The 17714-nt window shown below is 53.5% G+C and carries 16 protein-coding genes; 14 read left to right on the top strand and 2 right to left on the bottom strand.

All coding sequences use genetic code 11. The features are described from left to right. From pheT to EDC14_RS20690, 6 genes are all read left to right on the top strand, one after another. Complete coding sequence (gene pheT, locus EDC14_RS20715) at positions 1 to 2403, top strand: phenylalanine--tRNA ligase subunit beta (protein ID WP_132016233.1); 2403 nt, start codon at positions 1 to 3, stop codon at positions 2401 to 2403. Positions 2404 to 2508: 105 nt separating this feature from the next. Further along, the gene (locus tag EDC14_RS20710; protein WP_132016232.1) at positions 2509 to 3387 is read left to right on the top strand and encodes a hypothetical protein; all 879 of its coding nucleotides are present in this window, start codon (positions 2509 to 2511) and stop codon (positions 3385 to 3387) included. Between the two features lie 29 nt (positions 3388 to 3416). Continuing rightward, positions 3417 to 3764 carry a cell division protein ZapA gene (locus EDC14_RS20705; RefSeq protein ID WP_132016231.1) on the top strand — a complete coding sequence of 116 codons (348 nt, stop codon included), beginning with the start codon at positions 3417 to 3419 and terminating at the stop codon, positions 3762 to 3764. Between the two features lie 72 nt (positions 3765 to 3836). Next, on the top strand, positions 3837 to 4649 hold the full coding sequence (locus tag EDC14_RS20700; protein ID WP_132016230.1) for a CvpA family protein: 813 nt from the start codon (positions 3837 to 3839) through the stop codon (positions 4647 to 4649). A 56-nt stretch (positions 4650 to 4705) separates the two neighbouring features. After that, entirely contained in the window at positions 4706 to 5263 is a 558-nt protein-coding gene (locus tag EDC14_RS20695; protein ID WP_132016229.1) for a DUF421 domain-containing protein, read from the top strand. Further along, a complete protein-coding gene (locus tag EDC14_RS20690; protein WP_132016228.1) occupies positions 5264 to 6187 on the top strand; it encodes an alkaline phosphatase family protein in 924 nt (307 codons plus the stop codon). It begins immediately after the preceding gene. A gap of 163 nt (positions 6188 to 6350) precedes the next feature. Here EDC14_RS20690 and EDC14_RS20685 read toward each other — a convergent pair whose 3' ends face one another. Further along, positions 6351 to 6695, bottom strand: a complete 345-nt coding sequence (locus EDC14_RS20685; RefSeq protein ID WP_132016227.1) for a hypothetical protein — start codon at positions 6693 to 6695, stop codon at positions 6351 to 6353. A gap of 156 nt (positions 6696 to 6851) precedes the next feature. On the opposite strand from EDC14_RS20685, the gene EDC14_RS20680 reads away from it, so the two are divergent. From EDC14_RS20680 to pnp, 3 genes are all read left to right on the top strand, one after another. Then, complete coding sequence (locus EDC14_RS20680) at positions 6852 to 9380, top strand: U32 family peptidase (protein ID WP_165908187.1); 2529 nt, start codon at positions 6852 to 6854, stop codon at positions 9378 to 9380. Positions 9381 to 9565: 185 nt separating this feature from the next. Then, complete coding sequence (rpsO, locus tag EDC14_RS20675; RefSeq protein ID WP_132016225.1) at positions 9566 to 9832, top strand: 30S ribosomal protein S15; 267 nt, start codon at positions 9566 to 9568, stop codon at positions 9830 to 9832. Between the two features lie 195 nt (positions 9833 to 10027). Continuing rightward, a complete protein-coding gene (pnp, locus tag EDC14_RS20670; protein WP_132016224.1) occupies positions 10028 to 12160 on the top strand; it encodes a polyribonucleotide nucleotidyltransferase in 2133 nt (710 codons plus the stop codon). A gap of 102 nt (positions 12161 to 12262) precedes the next feature. On the opposite strand, the gene EDC14_RS20665 is transcribed toward pnp, so the two are convergent. Next, complete coding sequence (locus EDC14_RS20665; RefSeq protein ID WP_132016223.1) at positions 12263 to 13153, bottom strand: FUSC family protein; 891 nt, start codon at positions 13151 to 13153, stop codon at positions 12263 to 12265. Between the two features lie 421 nt (positions 13154 to 13574). Between EDC14_RS20665 and EDC14_RS20660 the strand changes: the two genes are divergently transcribed. From EDC14_RS20660 to EDC14_RS20640, 5 genes are all read left to right on the top strand, one after another. After that, entirely contained in the window at positions 13575 to 15074 is a 1500-nt protein-coding gene (locus tag EDC14_RS20660) for a rhamnulokinase (RefSeq protein ID WP_132016222.1), read from the top strand. Positions 15075 to 15106: 32 nt separating this feature from the next. Continuing rightward, entirely contained in the window at positions 15107 to 15979 is an 873-nt protein-coding gene (locus EDC14_RS20655) for a MurR/RpiR family transcriptional regulator (RefSeq protein ID WP_165908186.1), read from the top strand. A gap of 285 nt (positions 15980 to 16264) precedes the next feature. Continuing rightward, entirely contained in the window at positions 16265 to 17044 is a 780-nt protein-coding gene (locus tag EDC14_RS20650; protein WP_132016220.1) for a class II aldolase/adducin family protein, read from the top strand. A gap of 83 nt (positions 17045 to 17127) precedes the next feature. Continuing rightward, positions 17128 to 17385, top strand: coding sequence for a BMC domain-containing protein (locus EDC14_RS20645; RefSeq protein ID WP_132016219.1), 258 nt, complete (start codon positions 17128 to 17130; stop codon positions 17383 to 17385). Positions 17386 to 17400: 15 nt separating this feature from the next. Further along, positions 17401 to 17712, top strand: coding sequence for a BMC domain-containing protein (locus EDC14_RS20640; RefSeq protein ID WP_132016218.1), 312 nt, complete (start codon positions 17401 to 17403; stop codon positions 17710 to 17712). Positions 17713 to 17714 lie beyond the last annotated feature (2 nt).

Raw genomic sequence — 17714 nt, 5'->3', positions numbered from 1 at the left:
ATGCGTGTTTCATTAGAATGGCTGCGGGAATATGTATCCTTCCAGTTGAATGCGGCTGAATTGGCCGAGAAATTAACGATGTCCGGGATTGCGGTGGAGGCTATTGAAGACCAGGCTGAACAGTACCGCGATATGATTGTGGCCCAAGTGGTTCAATTATCAAAGCACGAGCAAGCCGATAATCTATTGATCGTAAAGGTTGCGACCGATCAGGGCCAACAGCAAGTGATTACCGCCGCGAAAAACTTGAAAACCGGGGATTTGGTGCCATTGGCCTTGCCGGGCGCCACCTTGCCGGATGGGAAAGAGATCACTGAAGTCAACTTTAAGGGAGTGCTCTCCCAGGGGATGCTCTGCTCCGGCGCTGAGTTGGGATTGGAGAAAGAATCGTCGGGAATCTGGGTTTTTGAGAGCGGATTTGTCCCCGGCACTCCGGTAGCGGAGGCATTGGGCGCAACCGACCAGATTCTGGTATTGGAGTTGACCGCCAACCGCTCGGACTGCTTGGGAATGATCGGCGTGGCCCGGGAAGTTGCGGCGGTTCTGGGGGGTGAAATGGTCCCCAGCTCTACGACGGTGAAAGAAGAAGGCACGCCGGTAGAGGGCAGGCTTTCCATCGAGATCCGCGATCCCGACCTTTGTCCGCGGTATATCGGGCGGATCGTGACCGGAGTCAAGATCGAACCTTCGCCGCAGTGGATGCAGCGCCGGTTGCAGGCCGCCGGAGTGCGCCCGATCAATAACGTGGTGGACATCACCAATTATATTATGTTGGAATACAACCAACCCTTGCATGCTTTTGATTACGATCGCATCGCCGAACACGCCATCATTGTTCGGCGAGCGCTGGATGGTGAAAAACTGCTGACACTGGATGATGTGGAGCGGCAGCTTGAGGCCGGAGAATTGTTGATCGCCGATCCCCGGGGACCGCTCTGCGTGGCTGGAGTCATGGGCGGCGCAAGCAGTGAAGTCCGGAGTGATACGGTGAATATTTTGTTTGAGGCGGCGTATTTCGCACCGCGCAGCATTCGGAAGACCGCAAGCAAGTTGGGGATGAAGACCGAATCTTCCTTCCGTTTTGAACGGGGAATCGATCCCAATGGCACCTTAACCGCGATGAATCGGGCCATGCACCTCATTGAATTGCTGGGAGCCGGGACCGTGGCCAAAGGATATATCGATCAATATCCGCAATCCATCGAACCTGTGACCATCCATACCTCGGCCAAGGCGATCAACCAGTGGCTCGGCACTGCGTTGAGTCCGGCAGAGATCCGCAATTATCTGGAGCGGGTCCGTTTTTCGGTGCTAGAACCTCAAGCCGGGCAATTTGAAGTCACGGTGCCGACTTATCGGCCGGATGTGTCATTCACTGCGGATTTGGCGGAAGAAGTAGCCCGACTTTACGGTTACGATCTTATTCCGGCCACAATTCCGGAGAGTCGCCAACCGGGGGGCCTTACCCCTTTGCAACGGTTTGAGGTCGAATGCCGTTCCTGTTTGCAGGGAATCGGGTTATCGGAGATTAAAACATATAGTTTATATGCGAAAAACGTTTCCGAGCGTTTACAACTTCCGGGGAACGATCCCTTGTCTCGGACCGTGGATCTATTGGTGCCCTTGAGCGAAGAGCAAGCGGCGATGCGAACCAACCTCATTCATAGCATGCTGGAATGCATGGCATTCAACGCCAAACGCCGCCAGTCCAATTTGGCCTTCTTTGAACTTGCCCGAATCTATCGGCCGAAATCCGGAGAAATCTTGCCGGAGGAACCGCTCCATCTCAGCGTTGGTCTGATGGGTCAGTTGCGGGAGAATGGCTGGAACCAGTCCCGGGCGGAAGTCGATTTTTACGATTTGAAAGGGATCTTGGAAGCGTTGTTCGCCAGGTTGCATTTACCCCAGATTACACTGGAGCGTTCGGCCCAACCTTTTCTGCATCCCGGTCAGGCGGCGGAGATTCTCGTGAAAGGAACGTCCGTCGGCTGGTTCGGTCAAGTTCATCCGGATGTTGCCGCCGAATACGGTCTCACCAAAAAAGCCTTTGTCATGGAGCTGGATCTATCTTTATTGGCTCCGTTGCGGGAGAGCGAGATTGTTTTCGAAGCGCTACCAAAGTTCCCGGCTTTGGAACGGGACCTGGCATTGGTTCTCCCGAAAGCTGTTCCTGCCGCGGAAGTGGCCGCGAAGATCGAAACGATCACCAAACATCTGGTGGAACGGGTCGAACTTTTCGATGTCTATCAAGGAGAGCAAGTTCCGGAAGGAATGCGGAGTTTGGCCTTTAAATTAGTATATCGCTCCAAGGAACGGACGCTGACGGATGTGGAGGTCAATCAACTCCAAACCGAGCTGCTGACGGCGTTGAATCAGGCATACGGAGCCATGGTGCGGGCTTAGCCAGTTTTACAATGCGGCACTAATCCGTAAGATTGAAAGATGTTCTAAACCCTCCTCGCCCGAACATACATTGTATCAACAATGGGCCAGGGGGGTGTTTTTTTTATGGGCAGAATTTGGGAACGAATTGAAAACCAGGTCATTTATGGGGCTGCTTTTTATATTGGAATTGCGATTATCTGGATCTTGGTCTCCATCGGATTGTGTAAAGTGGAACAGATTCAGCAAGCATCGGAGTTAAAAGCATTCCTGGAAAGCAAAGTTTTGCTGGTGGCGTTGGTCTTCCTCGGGAGGTATTTATTCTTTCCGCACTATCGGCCGTCCCGAGGACGGGGATGGATAATTTTTAGCGGCTTTTTTCTGATGTTCGGCGCTCAAGCCGCTAAGTTTATGTTGGTGAATGGAAAAGTTGCGTGGACCTTTTACCTTTATGTCATCGCAGACTCATTCATCTGGGGTTATTTTTTGAGTTCGCTCGCAGAGACTTTTTATTTGACTTGGCATCATTGGCAGAATCATCCCCGGGTGGCTCCCACGATGTTTGCAAACCTATGGCAACGTTTCTGGAGCGAAACGCTTCAAACCGGTTTTCTCTTGACTGTTCTTTTGGGCTTGGTCTATTATTATTTGGTCAGTTTCTTCGTAGTCGATTCGCTCCTTTACAGTTATCTCTTGCTCGTTCCTTTACTCGGAATAGCAACCGGCTTGTTTTGGATCGTTTACGAAAAAGCCCGAGGGTGGGTCGATCAAGACCTTTTCCAGTTAGATCAAGAGATAGCGACCTATCTCAGCTGGCAGGAATGGCAAGCCGACCTCGATTTTCCGGAAAGGATACCTTGGATTCAGTATCTTTTTCAGATCAGGAATTATCTTTCGGATGCCAAACGGCCGGTGATCTCAGTCACGACTCTCTTTTGCTATCTATTGTTTAGCGGATTCATCCTCTGTCTGCCGTACCTTTTTGGAATCGTTGTTGAAGTTTGACTCCTTCAAATGAAGGAGTTTTTTAATGGATGGCCAATTATCTGAACTGGATGGGCATCGTTCTCATTCATTTCACGCAGCAAATTTTTCTCCGGGGTGTGGCAATGCTCGAACGGAAGAATGATGAGTCAGAAAATAAACAGTATATCGTCAGGTTAATGGGCGAAGAATACTTGATTCGCGGCAATGATAACCGCGAATACGTCGATACAATCGCTTCGTATCTTGATGATATTTTTAAGAGTATCGCCAGTAATAATCCGAAATTGAACAAATCCCAAATTGCTGTGTTGGCTGCCTTGAAAGTGGCGGATGAAATCCATAAATTGCGTCAAGAATATCAGTATCTCGATCGCTTGCTGGCGGAGGCTGAGTAAGACTTTTTTTAGGAATGCCTTAGAGCACCGGCGTATCGTCTATGTGATGGCGCTGGGGAAGGAGGTCATCTCGTGACCTGGGTCGACTGGTTGATTGGCGGAGTTTTTGCTTTTTTTATATTTCAAGGTTATCGAAAGGGATTTGTCCAGCAACTATTCGATCTATTAGGCGGCGTACTGGCCTTGGTTCTGGCTTTTTATTTCTATGCCACGATTGGGAATTATCTTGAAAGCATCCTGCATTTTTCGGCAGCACTCTGCCAGATTATCGGTTTTATTCTGCTAGTGGTCGCGATCGGCGGTGCGGTGAGCTTTATCGGCAAACACTGGCGGGCAGTCCAGAAAAATGAGCCCATAACGTTGATCGATAGTGGCGTCGGCGCCCTTTTCGGCGGTTTTAAGGCGGCGGTCATTTTGATTATTGTCCTTTTATGCTTGATGGCCTTGCCTTGGGACCTGCTTCACAGTCCGGTCGAAACATCCAGTTTTGCCAATGATCTTTTGCGGCTGGCTCCATTGTTCTATGTGGTTCAGGACAACTCTTTACCTCAGGACATGCCCAGGTTGGTTGTATCGCCCGAAGGCTTGCAATTGCGGAAATTAAACGGTCGAGAGCTAGCGGGTGCCATTTGTATCGCCTGCGGCCACAAAGTAGAATATCGCGGCTTGGTTCGGGCCGGATTATCTTCTTACCCCCAAACATACTGCCCCAACTGTCACCGAGTCAGCGACGGCTGTCTTACGTTCGAAGGCTATCATATGATTAACGGGACCTGCCCATACGAACGCTTCGGCAGCCTGGGAGTTGTTGACTGCAAAGTCTGGCCCAATCCCGAACCGACGACCGTCAAGGGAAAATGCCCTGTTTGTGGGCGGACCCAGTAGTAGAAAGCGAGAATCGGCTTTTGCCAACCGGTCCATACTAACGCCGAGGCGATGGGATGGACTGGTTGTTTTTACTTCGTTTTTTGCTTAAGCCGGTGGCAATCTATATTATTGCGCTCGCGGTGGTCCGTTGGATGGGCAAACGTGCCCTTGGGACCCTGAGCCTGTTCGATCTGGTCATTATGGCCGGAATCGGGGATGTCATTGTGGTGGTCGGCCTGGAACAGCGCGTTCCTTTCGAACGGGGCGTACTCATCCTGGCGATGTTGGGGGGATTGGAATGGCTCTTCTCGATGCTTTCCTTCCGTTCCCGATTTTTTGCCGGATTGTTGGAAGGAAAACCGACCGTGCTGGTGAAAAACGGTGAGTTACTCGAAGCGAATCTGGCCAAAGAACATATTTCCAAGGCCGATCTCTATCAGGAATTGCGTAAAGAGGGAGTGGCCCGCCTTTCCCAGGTCTCGCAGGCCGTCTTGGAGGCATGCGGGAAATTTAGCGTTATTCTGAAGGAAGAAGACGATCCAGTCCCTGTTCAACAGCTTTTAGTCGAAGTCGGCGCGCTCCGGCGCGAGTTGCAAGAATTGAAAGTCATGATCACTTCCAAGGAGAGCTAAATGCCGCTGTTATTAGTGTTTATTGATGGGTTTGGCCTCGGAGCGGCGACTGACTCGAACCCGTTCGTCACGGCGGAGATGCCTTTTATCCGGAGCCTGTTTTCCGGAAACCCATTGGTCAAGGAAACGGTGGGAGAAGGAATCCAGACCGCAGATTGGTTGCTCCTGCCGACCGATACCACCATGGGTGTGGCGGGGATTCCCCAAAGCGCCACGGGGCAGACTGCTTTTTTATCCGGAATTAACGCCGCGCGAATTACCGGCCGGCACATTCACGGCTTCCCCACCCGGGCATTGCGAGAGATTCTGGAGCAACATAGTCTCTTTAAGGTGATGAACGATAACGGTCGCAGGGCGGTATTTGCCAATACCTTTACCGAAGAATATTTTGATACCGTAAAAAAAGGAAAGTGGCGGCATTCGGCAACTACCACTGCGGCGTTGGCCGGCGGCTGCCGGTTGTTGATGATACCGGAGCTGTTGCGCGGCGCGGCGGTGTATCAGGATATCACCAATGAAATGTTACGAGAGAAAGGTTATGCGGTGCCGCTTTACGAGCCGGAAGAAGCCGCCCGCCACTTGCTGGGCTTGGCGCAACAGCAGGATTTTACATTATTCGAATACTTTCAGACCGATCGTTGCGGACATGCGCAGGACCGGGATTGGGCACACCTGATCTTGAACCGTTTGGACCGGTTCCTTGGGACAATCATCGCGGGCAGGGATGAAACTTTATCCGTATTAGTCGTGAGTGATCACGGTAATATCGAGGATCTCTCGGTCAAGAGCCATACCTTCAACCCCGTTCCCACTTTCGTTTTCGCCGAAAATTGGCTGCCGTTTCGATCGATTCTCACCCTGACGGATATTTATGATTCAGTCTTGGAAACGATGGGAATTTCGATTATCAATGAGGCTTTTTAAAAGCGTTGTGATAAACCCTGTCCGAAGGCCAGGGTGAACACAAAAGCTTAGAAAAGCAAGTGATAAAGTCGTTTGATATCTTTTTGGAAGGCATTTTCCGGTTCGTAAGACTTTATCACAAGGCTTTTAAAATAAATACGATTATCAAGTTCGCTCCGCTCACTCACGAAGGGATTGAAGGATAAGTCATGGCGTCGTTTTGCGGATAAGTGGCCGGGTTGAGGCGCTGAAAAGAGATGATTTTGTGAACACGGATCGCTTTGGGTGACTGAAAGAGCTCATTCAGTCGTCGGGCAAGCTCGTTTTGTGGATAAGAGAGCTTGCTCAGTCGTTCAGCGAGCTCTTTTTGTGGATGAGTGAGCTTGTTTTGTGAATCAGCAAGCTGGTTTTGTGAATAAGAGAGCTCGCTCAGTCGCTCGGCAAGCTCTTTTTGTGGATAAGCAAGCTTGTTTTGTGAATGGGAGAGCTTGCTCAGTCGTTCAGCAAGCTCTTTTTGTGAATCAGTCATCTATTTTTGTGGATAAACGGATCCGTTTAACGGGGTTAATGGTTTTGGCTGTGGATAAGTCGGGAAAGTACGGCGAAAAAACGGGTAAAGCCAGAGGGTGAGCGGAGCTAAGTTGATACTCAGTAAAATAAAATGTTACATGGGATGGACTTTCCGATGAAATTATATCACGATAATGTTGGCATGGAATTATTAGCCCCGGCCGGGGATTGGGATGCTTTGTTGGCGGGTTTGTCAGCCGGGGCGGATGCGGTTTACTTAGGGGGCAAAACTTTTAGCGCCCGTCAGTTTGCCGGCAATTTCGATCTGCCGGCCTTGGAAAAAGCCGCGGAACTGCTTCATTTGCACTCCAAAAAACTATATGTTACGGTGAACACGCTGATCGCCAACGCTGAGATGGAGACGGCGCTTCGTTTTGTGCATGATCTCTATCATATCGGAGTGGATGCCTTAATTGTGCAGGACCTAGGCCTAATTCACCTCGTTCGGAGCCACATTCCGCAGCTGGAGTTGCATGCCAGCACCCAAATGACCGTTCACAACCGGGAAGGCGCTCAGTTTCTGCAGGAATTGGGAGTACGGCGGGTGGTTCTGGCACGGGAATTGGCCGAACCTGAGGTCGCGGCCATTGCTGAAACCGGCGTGGAGGTCGAGGTATTTGTCCATGGCGCATTATGCATTTGCTACTCGGGACAATGCTTGATGAGCAGCATGATTGGCGGCCGGAGCGGAAATCGGGGCCGCTGTGCCCAGCCATGCCGCATGGAGTACCGTCTGGTGGCGGATGGCGAGGTAGTCCCCGTGAAGGGCCAATATTTGTTATCTCCCCAAGATATTGCATTGGTGACGCTCCTCCCCGAATTACAACGCTCCGGTGTGCGTTCCTTGAAGATCGAAGGCCGGATGAAGCGGCCTGAATATGTTTATGCCGTGGTCAAGGCTTACCGGAAAGCGCTGGACCGGTACTATCAGGATCCCGCGAGATTCGCCGTTGGAGACGTCGATCTTCAGGAGCTGGCCGAGGTCTTTAATCGCGGTTTGACCACCGGTTATTTCGGCGGAAACCGGAATCAGGCTTTGATGAGTTTTACCCGCCCGAATAACCGCGGTATTCAATTGGGCCGCATTCAGAAGGTTAATCCGGCGCAGGATAGGGTCACGCTCAAATTGGAAGCAGCCTTAAACCGCGACGATATTGTCGAGGTCTGGGTGAGTCAGGGCGGGAGAGTTTCCGCTACGATTAAGGAGCTGCAAAGCGCCGGTGGCCAAGTCCTGACGGAGGCTCCTGCGGGGACGGTAGTCAGTTTGGAGATTCCGGGCCGAATCACCCCTGGCGACCGCGTCTTTAAAGTTTATTCCGCCCGAGTGGATGCCCAAACCCGGCAAGTCCTCGATCGCGAAAACGAGTCATTCCAGATTCCTTGCACCGTCCTGGTGTCCGGCCAAAACGGGATGCCCTTGCAAGTCGTGTATCAAGACGAGGCGGGGAATCAGGGCATTGCGTCCTCGGAAATTCCGCTGCAACCCGCGCGCAACCGTCCGTTGACGGAAGAAGTGCTCCGGGAGCAGCTTGGGAGATTGGGGAATACCAATTTTCGCCTCGCCGGACTCCGGTCGGAACTGGCTCCCAATCTGATGCTGCCTTTGAGTGAACTGAATCAAGTGCGTCGCCAGGCGACGGAACAATTGGTCGCGGCCCGGCTGGCGCCGTTTCGCCGTGAACCGCTGCTTTTAAAAACCCCGCTGTTGCCGGAGTCAAAACCGGAACGGCAGCGACGGAATGCCGCCCACCCCGTTTTGAGCGTTTGGGTGGCCGATCTTGAAGGCGTACGGCAAGCGATTGCCGGCGGAGGGGATCAGATTTATATCGGCGGTGATGAGCTGACCGATTTTCACTGGTCTGCCGAAACGCTCCGGAGCGCGGTGGCGCTGGGAAGGGAAAACCGCATTCCCGTGGTGATCGGCTTGCCCCGGATTCTACGGGAGGGGCAACGGACCTTATGGCGCCAGCAGTGGGAGATGGCCCTCGCCGCCGAACCCGATGGCCTGATGGTTTCCGACCTCGGCGGGCTTCAGTTGACCTTGGGGGAGAGCACCGCTGCAGTTTATATCAATTATCCGCTGAATCTGTTTAATCGGTGGGCTGTGGAAAGCCTGGTCAATCCGCGCATTCGTCAAGTCTGCCTCTCCCCGGAGCTTTCTTTGGAGCAGTTAAAGCAATTCTATTATGCCAACCGCTGGCCGCGTCCGGAATTAATCGTCCAAGGGCCTCTGGAACTGATGGTATCCGAGTATTGCCCCATCGGTTCCACCATGGCCGGGGGAAAAGCTTGCGGGCGTCTTTGCCGTTCCCGTCAATACGCTTTGCGCGACCGCATGAATTTGGATTTCCCAATCCGCACCGATCAGTTTTGCCGGATGCATTTATTGAATAGCAAGGATCTCTGTTTGCTCGGCGATTTGCAGCAGCTTATCCAGCTTCCGGCTCCGGTCTTCCGTTTGGAAATGAAGTCTTTTCCCGGAAAGGACGTAGGAAGCTTCGTGGCGGGCTACCGGAGCGTATTGGATTGCTTGAGCCAGGATCTTGGCGATCCTTCCAAAATCGCCGAGCCGCTGATCGAGGATTTCAAGAAACTGACCGGCCGGGGCATTACCAAAGGGCATTATTTTCGGGGGGTTGAATAGATATATTTAGTTTACACCCTTCCGAATTTATGGTAAAATAATTGTGGTTTGCGGCCGAAACATTTATCGTTTCTGCGCTTCCCTGTCGGATTTTCTTCCGGCGGAAAACCCTTGACTGGGAGTTCCGAAGCTCCGACGTAACCCTCGGTCAATGGCGTTTTGATTTTTGATGAGGAGGTGACATCATGCTGAACAACGAACAGAAACAAGAGATCATCAATAAGTATCGTCTGCACGAAGGTGACACCGGTTCGCCGGAAGTTCAAATTGCGATTCTTACCGAACGAATCAACTATCTGACTGAACATCTGAAGGTTCATAAGAAAGATCACCATTCGCGCCGCGGTTTGCTTAAAATGGTCGGTCAGCGTCGCGGACTGTTGAATTATCTGTCGGATAAGGATATTGAACGCTATCGCGCCATCATTGAACGACTGGGTCTCCGAAAATAAATGTTTGGAAAAGCGGGTTACCCGCTTTTCTTTCTATTTACAGGGTATACTATGGAATAAGCAATTTCATTGTACCGTATTGTACCCTGGGCGCGCCGCAATTTGGTTTTGGCGCGTCGCGGATTCCCGCACCGAAAGTTAGAACGAACGAACGAATCCATCCCGTAAGGGGTTTCGTAGGAGGGATTGAAAAGAATGCAAACATGGGAAATGAATTTGGCGGGCAGGACCTTATCGATTGAGTACGGCCGCGTCGCCAAACAGGCGAGCGCCGCTGTATTGGCCCGTTATGGCGACACGGTGGTTCTCGTGACCGCGGCCATGGCCGCCAAGCCTCGCGAGGGAATCGATTTCTTCCCGCTCTTGGTGGATTATGAAGAAAGGTTATACGCCGTTGGCAAGATTCCCGGAGGGTTTATCAAACGGGAAGGTCGTCCGCCGGAGAGCGCGGTTCTGGCCGCCCGGATGATTGACCGGCCGATCCGGCCGCTCTTCCCCGAGGGTTTCCGCAATGATGTCCAGGTGGTGGCGACCGTCTTATCGGTGGAGCCCGATAACGAACCGTCGCTGTTAGCCATGATCGGCGCCTCGGCCGCGCTACATATCTCGGATATTCCGTTCGCCGGACCGATCGGCGGCGTCAAAGTGGGCCGGGTCGACGGCAAATTGGTCATCAATCCGACGGTCGCGCAAATGGAGAAGACCGACATGCAGATCACGGTGGCCGGAACCAAGGAAGCCGTGATGATGGTGGAGGCCGGCACCAACGAGATCACCGAGGATGACGCCCTGGAGGCGATTCTGTACGGGCATTCGGTCATCCAAGAGATTACCGAATTCATCGAGAAGATCCGCGCCGAAGTCGGCAAACCCAAGATCGAAGTGAACATTCACGAGCCCAGCCCGGAGTTGAACGCTCAGGTGCGTGAGTTTGCCACCGCCAAAATGGTGGCAGCCATTAAAACCGACGAGAAACTGGAACGGGAAGCTCTAATCGAGGAAGTCAAGGAAGCCACCCGGGCTCATTTCAGCGAAACGCTGGATACCGAGTACGCCGCGGCGGTCAAGGATATCGAAGAGATCCTGGAGAGCATCGTTAAAGAAGAAGTCCGTAAGATGATTGTCATCGACAAGATCCGTCCCGACGGCCGGGGTTTGGCGGAGATTCGTCCCATCACTTGCGAAGTCGGGATCCTGCCCCGCACCCACGGATCCGGCCTGTTTACCCGCGGCCAGACTCAAGTTTTGACTGTCTGCACCTTGGGCCGGGTCAGCGAGGAACAGATCCTGGACGGTCTGGGCGAAGAGGAATCCAAGCGTTATATTCATCACTACAATTTCCCGCCTTACAGCGTCGGAGAAGTACGGCCCTCGCGCAGTCCCGGACGGCGTGAGATCGGCCACGGCGCTTTAGCGGAACGGGCCCTGTTGCCGGTGATTCCCAGCGAAGATTCTTTCCCGTATACCATCCGTCTGGTTTCGGAGGTTCTCGAGTCGAACGGTTCGTCCTCCCAGGCTAGCGTCTGCGGTAGCACCCTGGCGCTGATGGACGCCGGCGTCCCCATCCGCAAGCCGGTGGCCGGCGTGGCCATGGGACTGCTCAAGTACGGCGATGACTTTACCATTCTGACCGATATCCAAGGCATGGAAGATCACTTCGGTGATATGGACTTCAAAGTCGCCGGAACCAAAGACGGGATCACCGCCATCCAGATGGACATCAAGATCAAGGGTATCGGCCGCGAAATTCTGAAGCAAGCGTTGGCCCAGGCCCGCGAAGGCCGTCTGTTTATTCTCGGCAAGATGCTGGCAGCCATCAGCGAACCGCGTCAAGATCTTTCACCGTATGCGCCGCGCATCATCACTTTTGACATCGATCCGGACCGGATCCGCGACGTCATCGGACCGGGCGGCAAGATGATCCGCAAGATTATCGAAGAAACCGGCACCGAGATCGACATCGAGGATGACGGCCGCGTCTTTATCGCCGCGGTGGACGCAACCGCCGGCTCCAAAGCCCAAGAGATGATCAAACGTCTCACCAGCGATGTGGAGATCGGCGCCACCTATCTCGGCAAGGTCACCCGGTTGATGAACTTCGGCGCTTTTGTGGAGGTATTGCCGGGCAAGGAAGGTTTGGTGCACATTTCGCAATTGGCCAAGGAACGCGTGGCCAAGGTAGAAGACGTGGTCAATGTCGGCGATGAGATCATGGTCAAAGTGATCGAAATCGACAAGCAGGGCCGGGTCAATCTCTCGCGGAAAGCGTTGCTGATGGGCGACGAGGCCCAAGCGCCGCAACCGACGCCACAAAAAGTAAATTCTTAACCTCGGAATGCTACGGGGTGAAGTTTCCGTTTTATTGAATAAAACGAAGGAGGGCTGTTGACAACGTCGACAGTCTTTTTATTTTGGCTTCTTTGGGGGATTTCACCGAAGTCCCGGGGCGGACTCAATCCTGCGGGAGATCTGCCCGTAGCGGGCCAAAAGTTGCCGGACGTGATAATTGTAGACAATCTCCGCCTCGCCGGATCCGGCTGGCCCTTCCGGAAGAGCGGGGCTTTCGAAGAGGGCCCGGACCCGGCCGCGATTGTCATCATCCAGGCCCAGGGGCAAGGGCAGTTCCTGGATGGCCTGCAGATCATTGAGTAGATTATAAAAGAGGTCGATGGTCTCTTTGAGGCGTCCCCAATCCTCGGCATTTCGCTTCAGGTAACGCAGATCCTCGTGAAAAGCCAGCAACTGCCGTTTATAAGCCGAGATTTCCTTGCGATAAACGGAGAGATTGCTCATCTCTCCGGCGATGAACAGTTTTTGCAGCAGCTCTTTGGTTTTGTGGAGCAGTTCGTGGCCGCCTTGGATGGTCTTGGTCCAATGATTGGGCGGCATGAAGAAGTGATTGACGAGAATCGCCACGGTCACGCCGATAAAAGTGTCGAGCAACCGGTTCAAGCTGTAAAAAACGGGGCTTCTGCCTTCCAAGTTCAGCATGATGGCCAGGAAGACGATCCCCGCGATCGCAACGGCTTTATTCCAGCGGAGGGAATGGCAGATGTAGATGACGATCACGATGCCGATGCCGCAAAGGAGAGCATTGCCCGGCTGAATTAGGGCGCAGAGCATTCCGATGGCCGCTCCGACACAGGTTCCGAGCATCCGGTTCTTCCCGGCGTGCAACGAGGCGGTGATCGAACTCTCCATCGAGATGATCGCGGCGATGGCGGCATAAAAGGGATACTCCAGCCGGAGCAGTCTGGAAATGAGAATACAAATGCCCACCGCCAACGCAGTTTTAATATTCCGCGGTCCAATCCGCTTCATCTTCATTTCCTCCCGGTTGCCCCCCAGACATTTTCGCAATGACTCGCAGGTATAGTATGTATTATAAGATCTTAAACTTCTCGCTATCAAGCAATTCGACCAATCCTCAAAATAAATTTACAAAACTTATGATTTTTTCAGTATGGCTGAAGTTCGAATTGGCTTGCCGAAATCATCATGAAACCCGAACCATTATAATCAACCATGACCTCCGGAGCGATCCTGGCACATTAGGACGAACTGAGTGAATAGAGCTTTTGAAATTTGTCTTCACAATTTCAATTTATTGAAGGAAAAATTCTACACGAGGGGAATTATTATACGAACTGCTGTTTAAGGTCGGTCCCGCTCGAAGCCCTAGGAGCACTTTTTTGAAGGGGCCTGCCTGGGATTGAAAACGGATCAATGGGGGTACAATGCAATGGAAGAAACGCTTAATTTATTGGCGGTCGATCTGGGGGCTGAAAGCGGCCGGACGATCCTCGGCCGTCTTGAGGGAGAAAATTTGACCCTGGAGGAAGTGAACCGCTTCCTGAATGAACCGGTCTATCTGGGCAGGCATCTATATTGGGATCTCCCCGGACTGTTGCGGGAGATCAAAAAAGGGATGCGGTCAGCCTATCAGCGAGCCGGGAGTCTGAACGGAATCGGGGTGGATACTTGGGGGGTGGACTTCGGTTTGCTCAGCGCCTCCGGGGAGTTGCTGGGCAATCCGGTGCATTACCGCGACAGTCGTACCGACGGGATCATGCCCCGCTTCTTCGGCAAGGTCCCGCAGGCGGAAGTTTATCGCCAAACCGGAATTCAGATGATGCCGATCAATACCTCGTGCCAACTGCTGGCCTTGAGCGAAGGACATCCGGAACTGTTGGAGTGCGCCGCCAGCCTGCTGTTCATTCCGGGACTGCTTACTTACTTCTTGAGCGGTGTGAAGGCCAATGACACCACCATCGCTTCCACCTCGCAACTGTATAATCCGGTGGTACAGGATTGGGCTTTTGACCTCATCAAGGGACTCTCTTTGCCGCGGTCGCTCTTCGCGCCGCTGGTTCAACCCGGAACCGTGCTGGGCGAGTTGACGCCGGATACTGCGGCGGAGTTGGGAATGTCGGCCAAGGTGATCGCCATCGGCGGCCATGACACCGCCTCGGCGGTGGCGGCGATTCCCGCGACCGAGGATCCCTTCGTCTATATCAGCTGCGGCACCTGGTCGCTGATCGGGACCGAACTGCGTGAGCCGCTCATCAATGCGCGGGCGCAAGCCCTAAACTTCACCAACGAGGTCGGCGTGGACCACCGCATCCGCTTCCTGAAGAACGTCATCGGCCTGTGGTTGTTGCAACGCTGCCGTCAATCCTGGTCCAAGCAGGGACAGGACTATGATTACGCGCAACTGACGCAGCTAGCGGCCGCGGCTGAGCCGTGGCGGACCCTCATCGATCCGGACGCGCCGGAGTTTTTGAACCCCCGGGATATGGTGGAAGCGATCCGCCAGTTTGTAGAGAAAACCGGGCAACCCGTTCCCGACTCGCCCGGCGCCATGGTCCGTTGCATTCTGGAGTCGTTGGCGCTGAAATACTGGTGGGTCGTCGGGCGGCTGGAGGAGCTTACCGGCGCCCGCTATCACGGCATTCACATGGTCGGCGGCGGCACCAAAAACGAACTGCTTTGCCAGTTGACCGCCGATATTACCGGGCAACCGGTGCTGACCGGTCCCATCGAGGCGACCGCCATCGGCAATCTGCTGACCCAGGCATTGGCATTGGGAAAGATCGCCGACCTGGAGGCATTGCGCCGTATCGTGCGGGTTTCCTTCCCGCCCCGGGTGTATCAGCCCGCCGCTCCCGATCCGAACTCCAATGCAGCCAAACAGCGTTTTTTGCAATTGCTTGAACGGGAGAATTCGGCTACAATGAATTAGACAACTTTTGCCTTGAAGATATGGAGGAACCGATGACCGAATCAGAGCAAGCCAAAGCTACGATACCGGCGACTTTATTAAAACTGCAGGGGGTTTACCCCGCGTTGCGGGCGGCGGAGAAGCGGGCCGCCGACTATATCACCAAACACCCCGATGAAGTGGTTTACTTATCCGTCACTGAGGTCGCCGAGCGGAGCAACACCAGTGAGGCGACGGTGGTCCGCATGTGCCAGCAGGCCGGCTACCGGGGCTTTCAAGAGATTAAGATCGCGATCGCCCAGGATCTGGTGGCGCCGCTGAAGAACATCCATGAGGATGTCAGCGAAAATGATAATTCCCAAACCGTGATCCAGAAGGTCTTCGCAGCCAATATCCAAGCTTTGGAGAATACCAGCGCCATTTTGGACGTAGCGCAGTTGGAACGGGCCACGCAGGCGATTTTGGCCGCGAATACGATTGCCGTCATCGGAGTGGGCACGTCGGGGCCGATCGCCCTGGATTGCCAATATAAACTGATGCGGATCGGCCTGCGCTGTCAAGCCTATGTCGACCCCCACATTCAATTGATGTTGGTCTCGCAGTTGAACCGGGACGATGTGGTCATCGGGATCTCCCATTCCGGTAGCTCCAAGGAGGTCGTCGAAGCGCTGACGGGCGCCCGGAAGCTGGGCATCACCACCATTTGCATTACCGGCTACGCCAAATCGCCGATTACCAAGGTTTCCGACATTAGCTTGCACACTTCATCCCAGGAAACGCTCTATCGCTCGGAGGCGATGGCCTCCCGGGCGGCCCAACTGACTATTACCGACGTGTTGCAGGTCAATGTGGCTCTGCGCATGAAAGAAAAAGCGTTGGCCCAGATCCACCAGACGGAGCAATTGATGAATGGGAGAAAGTTCTGAACGGCATTCCATCGAGGAATGGTTTTGCCGGCACAAACAGCTTTTTATCGTAATCGTATGGATTGGGAAAAGCAAGTTTTATTTATCCGACTGAGTCGGATATTTTTTTGCCCAGCTTGAAGACTATTTCCAAGATAAAATATTTTTGTAGGAAATTTTCACAATAAATTTCTTACTATGGAAGGAATTTTCCGAGACAGGCCGAATAATGTTTAATATTAAGTAAAAACGTTTTTGAAAATTCATGTACATCAGCTCAGAACAAAGCTGCGAGGGGGAATTTCTGTGACACCAGAGAGTCAGCTGCGTAAGGACATTGTAGAAGTGGGCCGCCGGATCTGGTTGCGGGGTTATGTGGCCGCCAATGATGGCAACATCTCCGTCCGCATCGGACCGGATGAGTTTTTGTGTACGCCGACGGGCGTGAGTAAGGGCTTTATGACGCCCGAGATGATTATCAAAGTCAACGGACGGGGCGAGCGGATTAGCGGCACTCTTAATCCGTCCACCGAGATCAAGATGCATCTCGGCGTTTACCGGGATCGGCCGGATGTCAACGCCGTGGTGCACGCCCATCCTCCGGTCAGCACCGCCTTTGCCGTGGCGGGTCTGCCGCTTTCCAAATGCACCTTGCCCGAGGTCATCATCTCGCTGGGCAATATTCCGCTCACCGAATACGGCACACCGTCCACCGAAGAGATCCCCGTCGCCATCGCCAAATACTTGAAGAATCATGACGCGTTTTTGCTAGAGAATCATGGCGCTCTGACCCTGGGGACGGATGTCTATAATGCTTATCACAAAATGGAGACCATGGAGCATTTCGCGACGATCAGCCTGGCAGCCCGGCAACTGGGTGGAGAAAAAGAGTTGCCGGCGCACCAGGTCAGCCGGTTGCTGGAGATCCGCAACAAAATGGGGATCAAGGGAGCCCATCCCGGCTGCCAGGAATGCGGCGCTTGCGGGGTTACCCAACCAACAGCAGCCAATGAGAGGTTGGATGACGCTCAACTCACTTTATTGATTACGGAGGTTGTAAAGCAAGTGTTGCAGGAGGCCCGATAAGGGGCGTCATCCGGCTTTTGAGGTTAGGGAGCAAGCCGTAGTTTCCGGTGTCCGGGTTCAGTGGAACAGAAAGGGATGAGGTCATGGAAGAAGCATTGGGTCTGATCGAGGTCAGAGGCTGGGCTGCGGCCATTGTGGCCGTCGATGCCGCCGCCAAAGCGGCCGGCGTTCGGTTGGTGGGAACGGAAGCCACCAAGGGCGGCGGTCAAATTGTGGTCAAACTCGCCGGAGACGTAGCGGCGATTCGGGTGGGTATCGATGCGGCCACGGTTGCGGTTCAGGCCGTGAGCAAGGTAGCGGCGGCTCATGTAATCCCCAGGCCGGGCAGTGGGCTCAAATAAAAGGAGGCGTTTCATTTGGCGGGTGAGGCATTGGGTTTGATTGAAACCAAAGGATTTATCGCTGCAATCGAAGCCGCGGATGTCATGTTAAAGACGGCTCAAGTCAGCTTGAACGGGACCGAAAAGGTCGGTTCCGGCTTAATCTGCGTGATGGTCACGGGCGATGTGGGAGCGGTCAAGGCGGCGGTCGAAGCCGGCAGTGCGGCGGCATCCCGTTTGGGCGAACTGGTGGCGGCGCATGTGATCCCCAGACCGCATCCGGAAGTCGCCAAAATGACTCCGGATACCACAGCGGAAGCAGCCAAAAAAGCCAAAGGAGTTGACTAAAA

The sequence above is a fragment of the Hydrogenispora ethanolica genome (assembly GCF_004340685.1).
Taxonomy (GTDB): Bacteria; Bacillota; UBA4882; order UBA8346; family UBA8346; genus Hydrogenispora; species Hydrogenispora ethanolica.
The sequence above is the reverse complement of the archived record's forward strand: the minus strand, read 5'-3'. Positions and strand labels throughout refer to the sequence as shown.

Coding starts and splice junctions, on each gene's coding strand:
- pheT (WP_132016233.1), top strand. CDS start 1: ATGCGTGTTTCATTAGAATGGCTGCGGGAATATGTATCCTTCCAGTTG.
- EDC14_RS20710 (WP_132016232.1), top strand. CDS start 2,509: ATGGGCAGAATTTGGGAACGAATTGAAAACCAGGTCATTTATGGGGCT.
- EDC14_RS20705 (WP_132016231.1), top strand. CDS start 3,417: ATGGCCAATTATCTGAACTGGATGGGCATCGTTCTCATTCATTTCACG.
- EDC14_RS20695 (WP_132016229.1), top strand. CDS start 4,706: ATGGACTGGTTGTTTTTACTTCGTTTTTTGCTTAAGCCGGTGGCAATC.
- EDC14_RS20690 (WP_132016228.1), top strand. CDS start 5,264: ATGCCGCTGTTATTAGTGTTTATTGATGGGTTTGGCCTCGGAGCGGCG.
- EDC14_RS20685 (WP_132016227.1), bottom strand. CDS start 6,695: ATGACTGATTCACAAAAAGAGCTTGCTGAACGACTGAGCAAGCTCTCC.
- EDC14_RS20680 (WP_165908187.1), top strand. CDS start 6,852: ATGAAATTATATCACGATAATGTTGGCATGGAATTATTAGCCCCGGCC.
- rpsO (WP_132016225.1), top strand. CDS start 9,566: ATGCTGAACAACGAACAGAAACAAGAGATCATCAATAAGTATCGTCTG.
- pnp (WP_132016224.1), top strand. CDS start 10,028: ATGCAAACATGGGAAATGAATTTGGCGGGCAGGACCTTATCGATTGAG.
- EDC14_RS20665 (WP_132016223.1), bottom strand. CDS start 13,153: ATGAAGCGGATTGGACCGCGGAATATTAAAACTGCGTTGGCGGTGGGC.
- EDC14_RS20660 (WP_132016222.1), top strand. CDS start 13,575: ATGGAAGAAACGCTTAATTTATTGGCGGTCGATCTGGGGGCTGAAAGC.
- EDC14_RS20655 (WP_165908186.1), top strand. CDS start 15,107: ATGACCGAATCAGAGCAAGCCAAAGCTACGATACCGGCGACTTTATTA.
- EDC14_RS20645 (WP_132016219.1), top strand. CDS start 17,128: ATGGAAGAAGCATTGGGTCTGATCGAGGTCAGAGGCTGGGCTGCGGCC.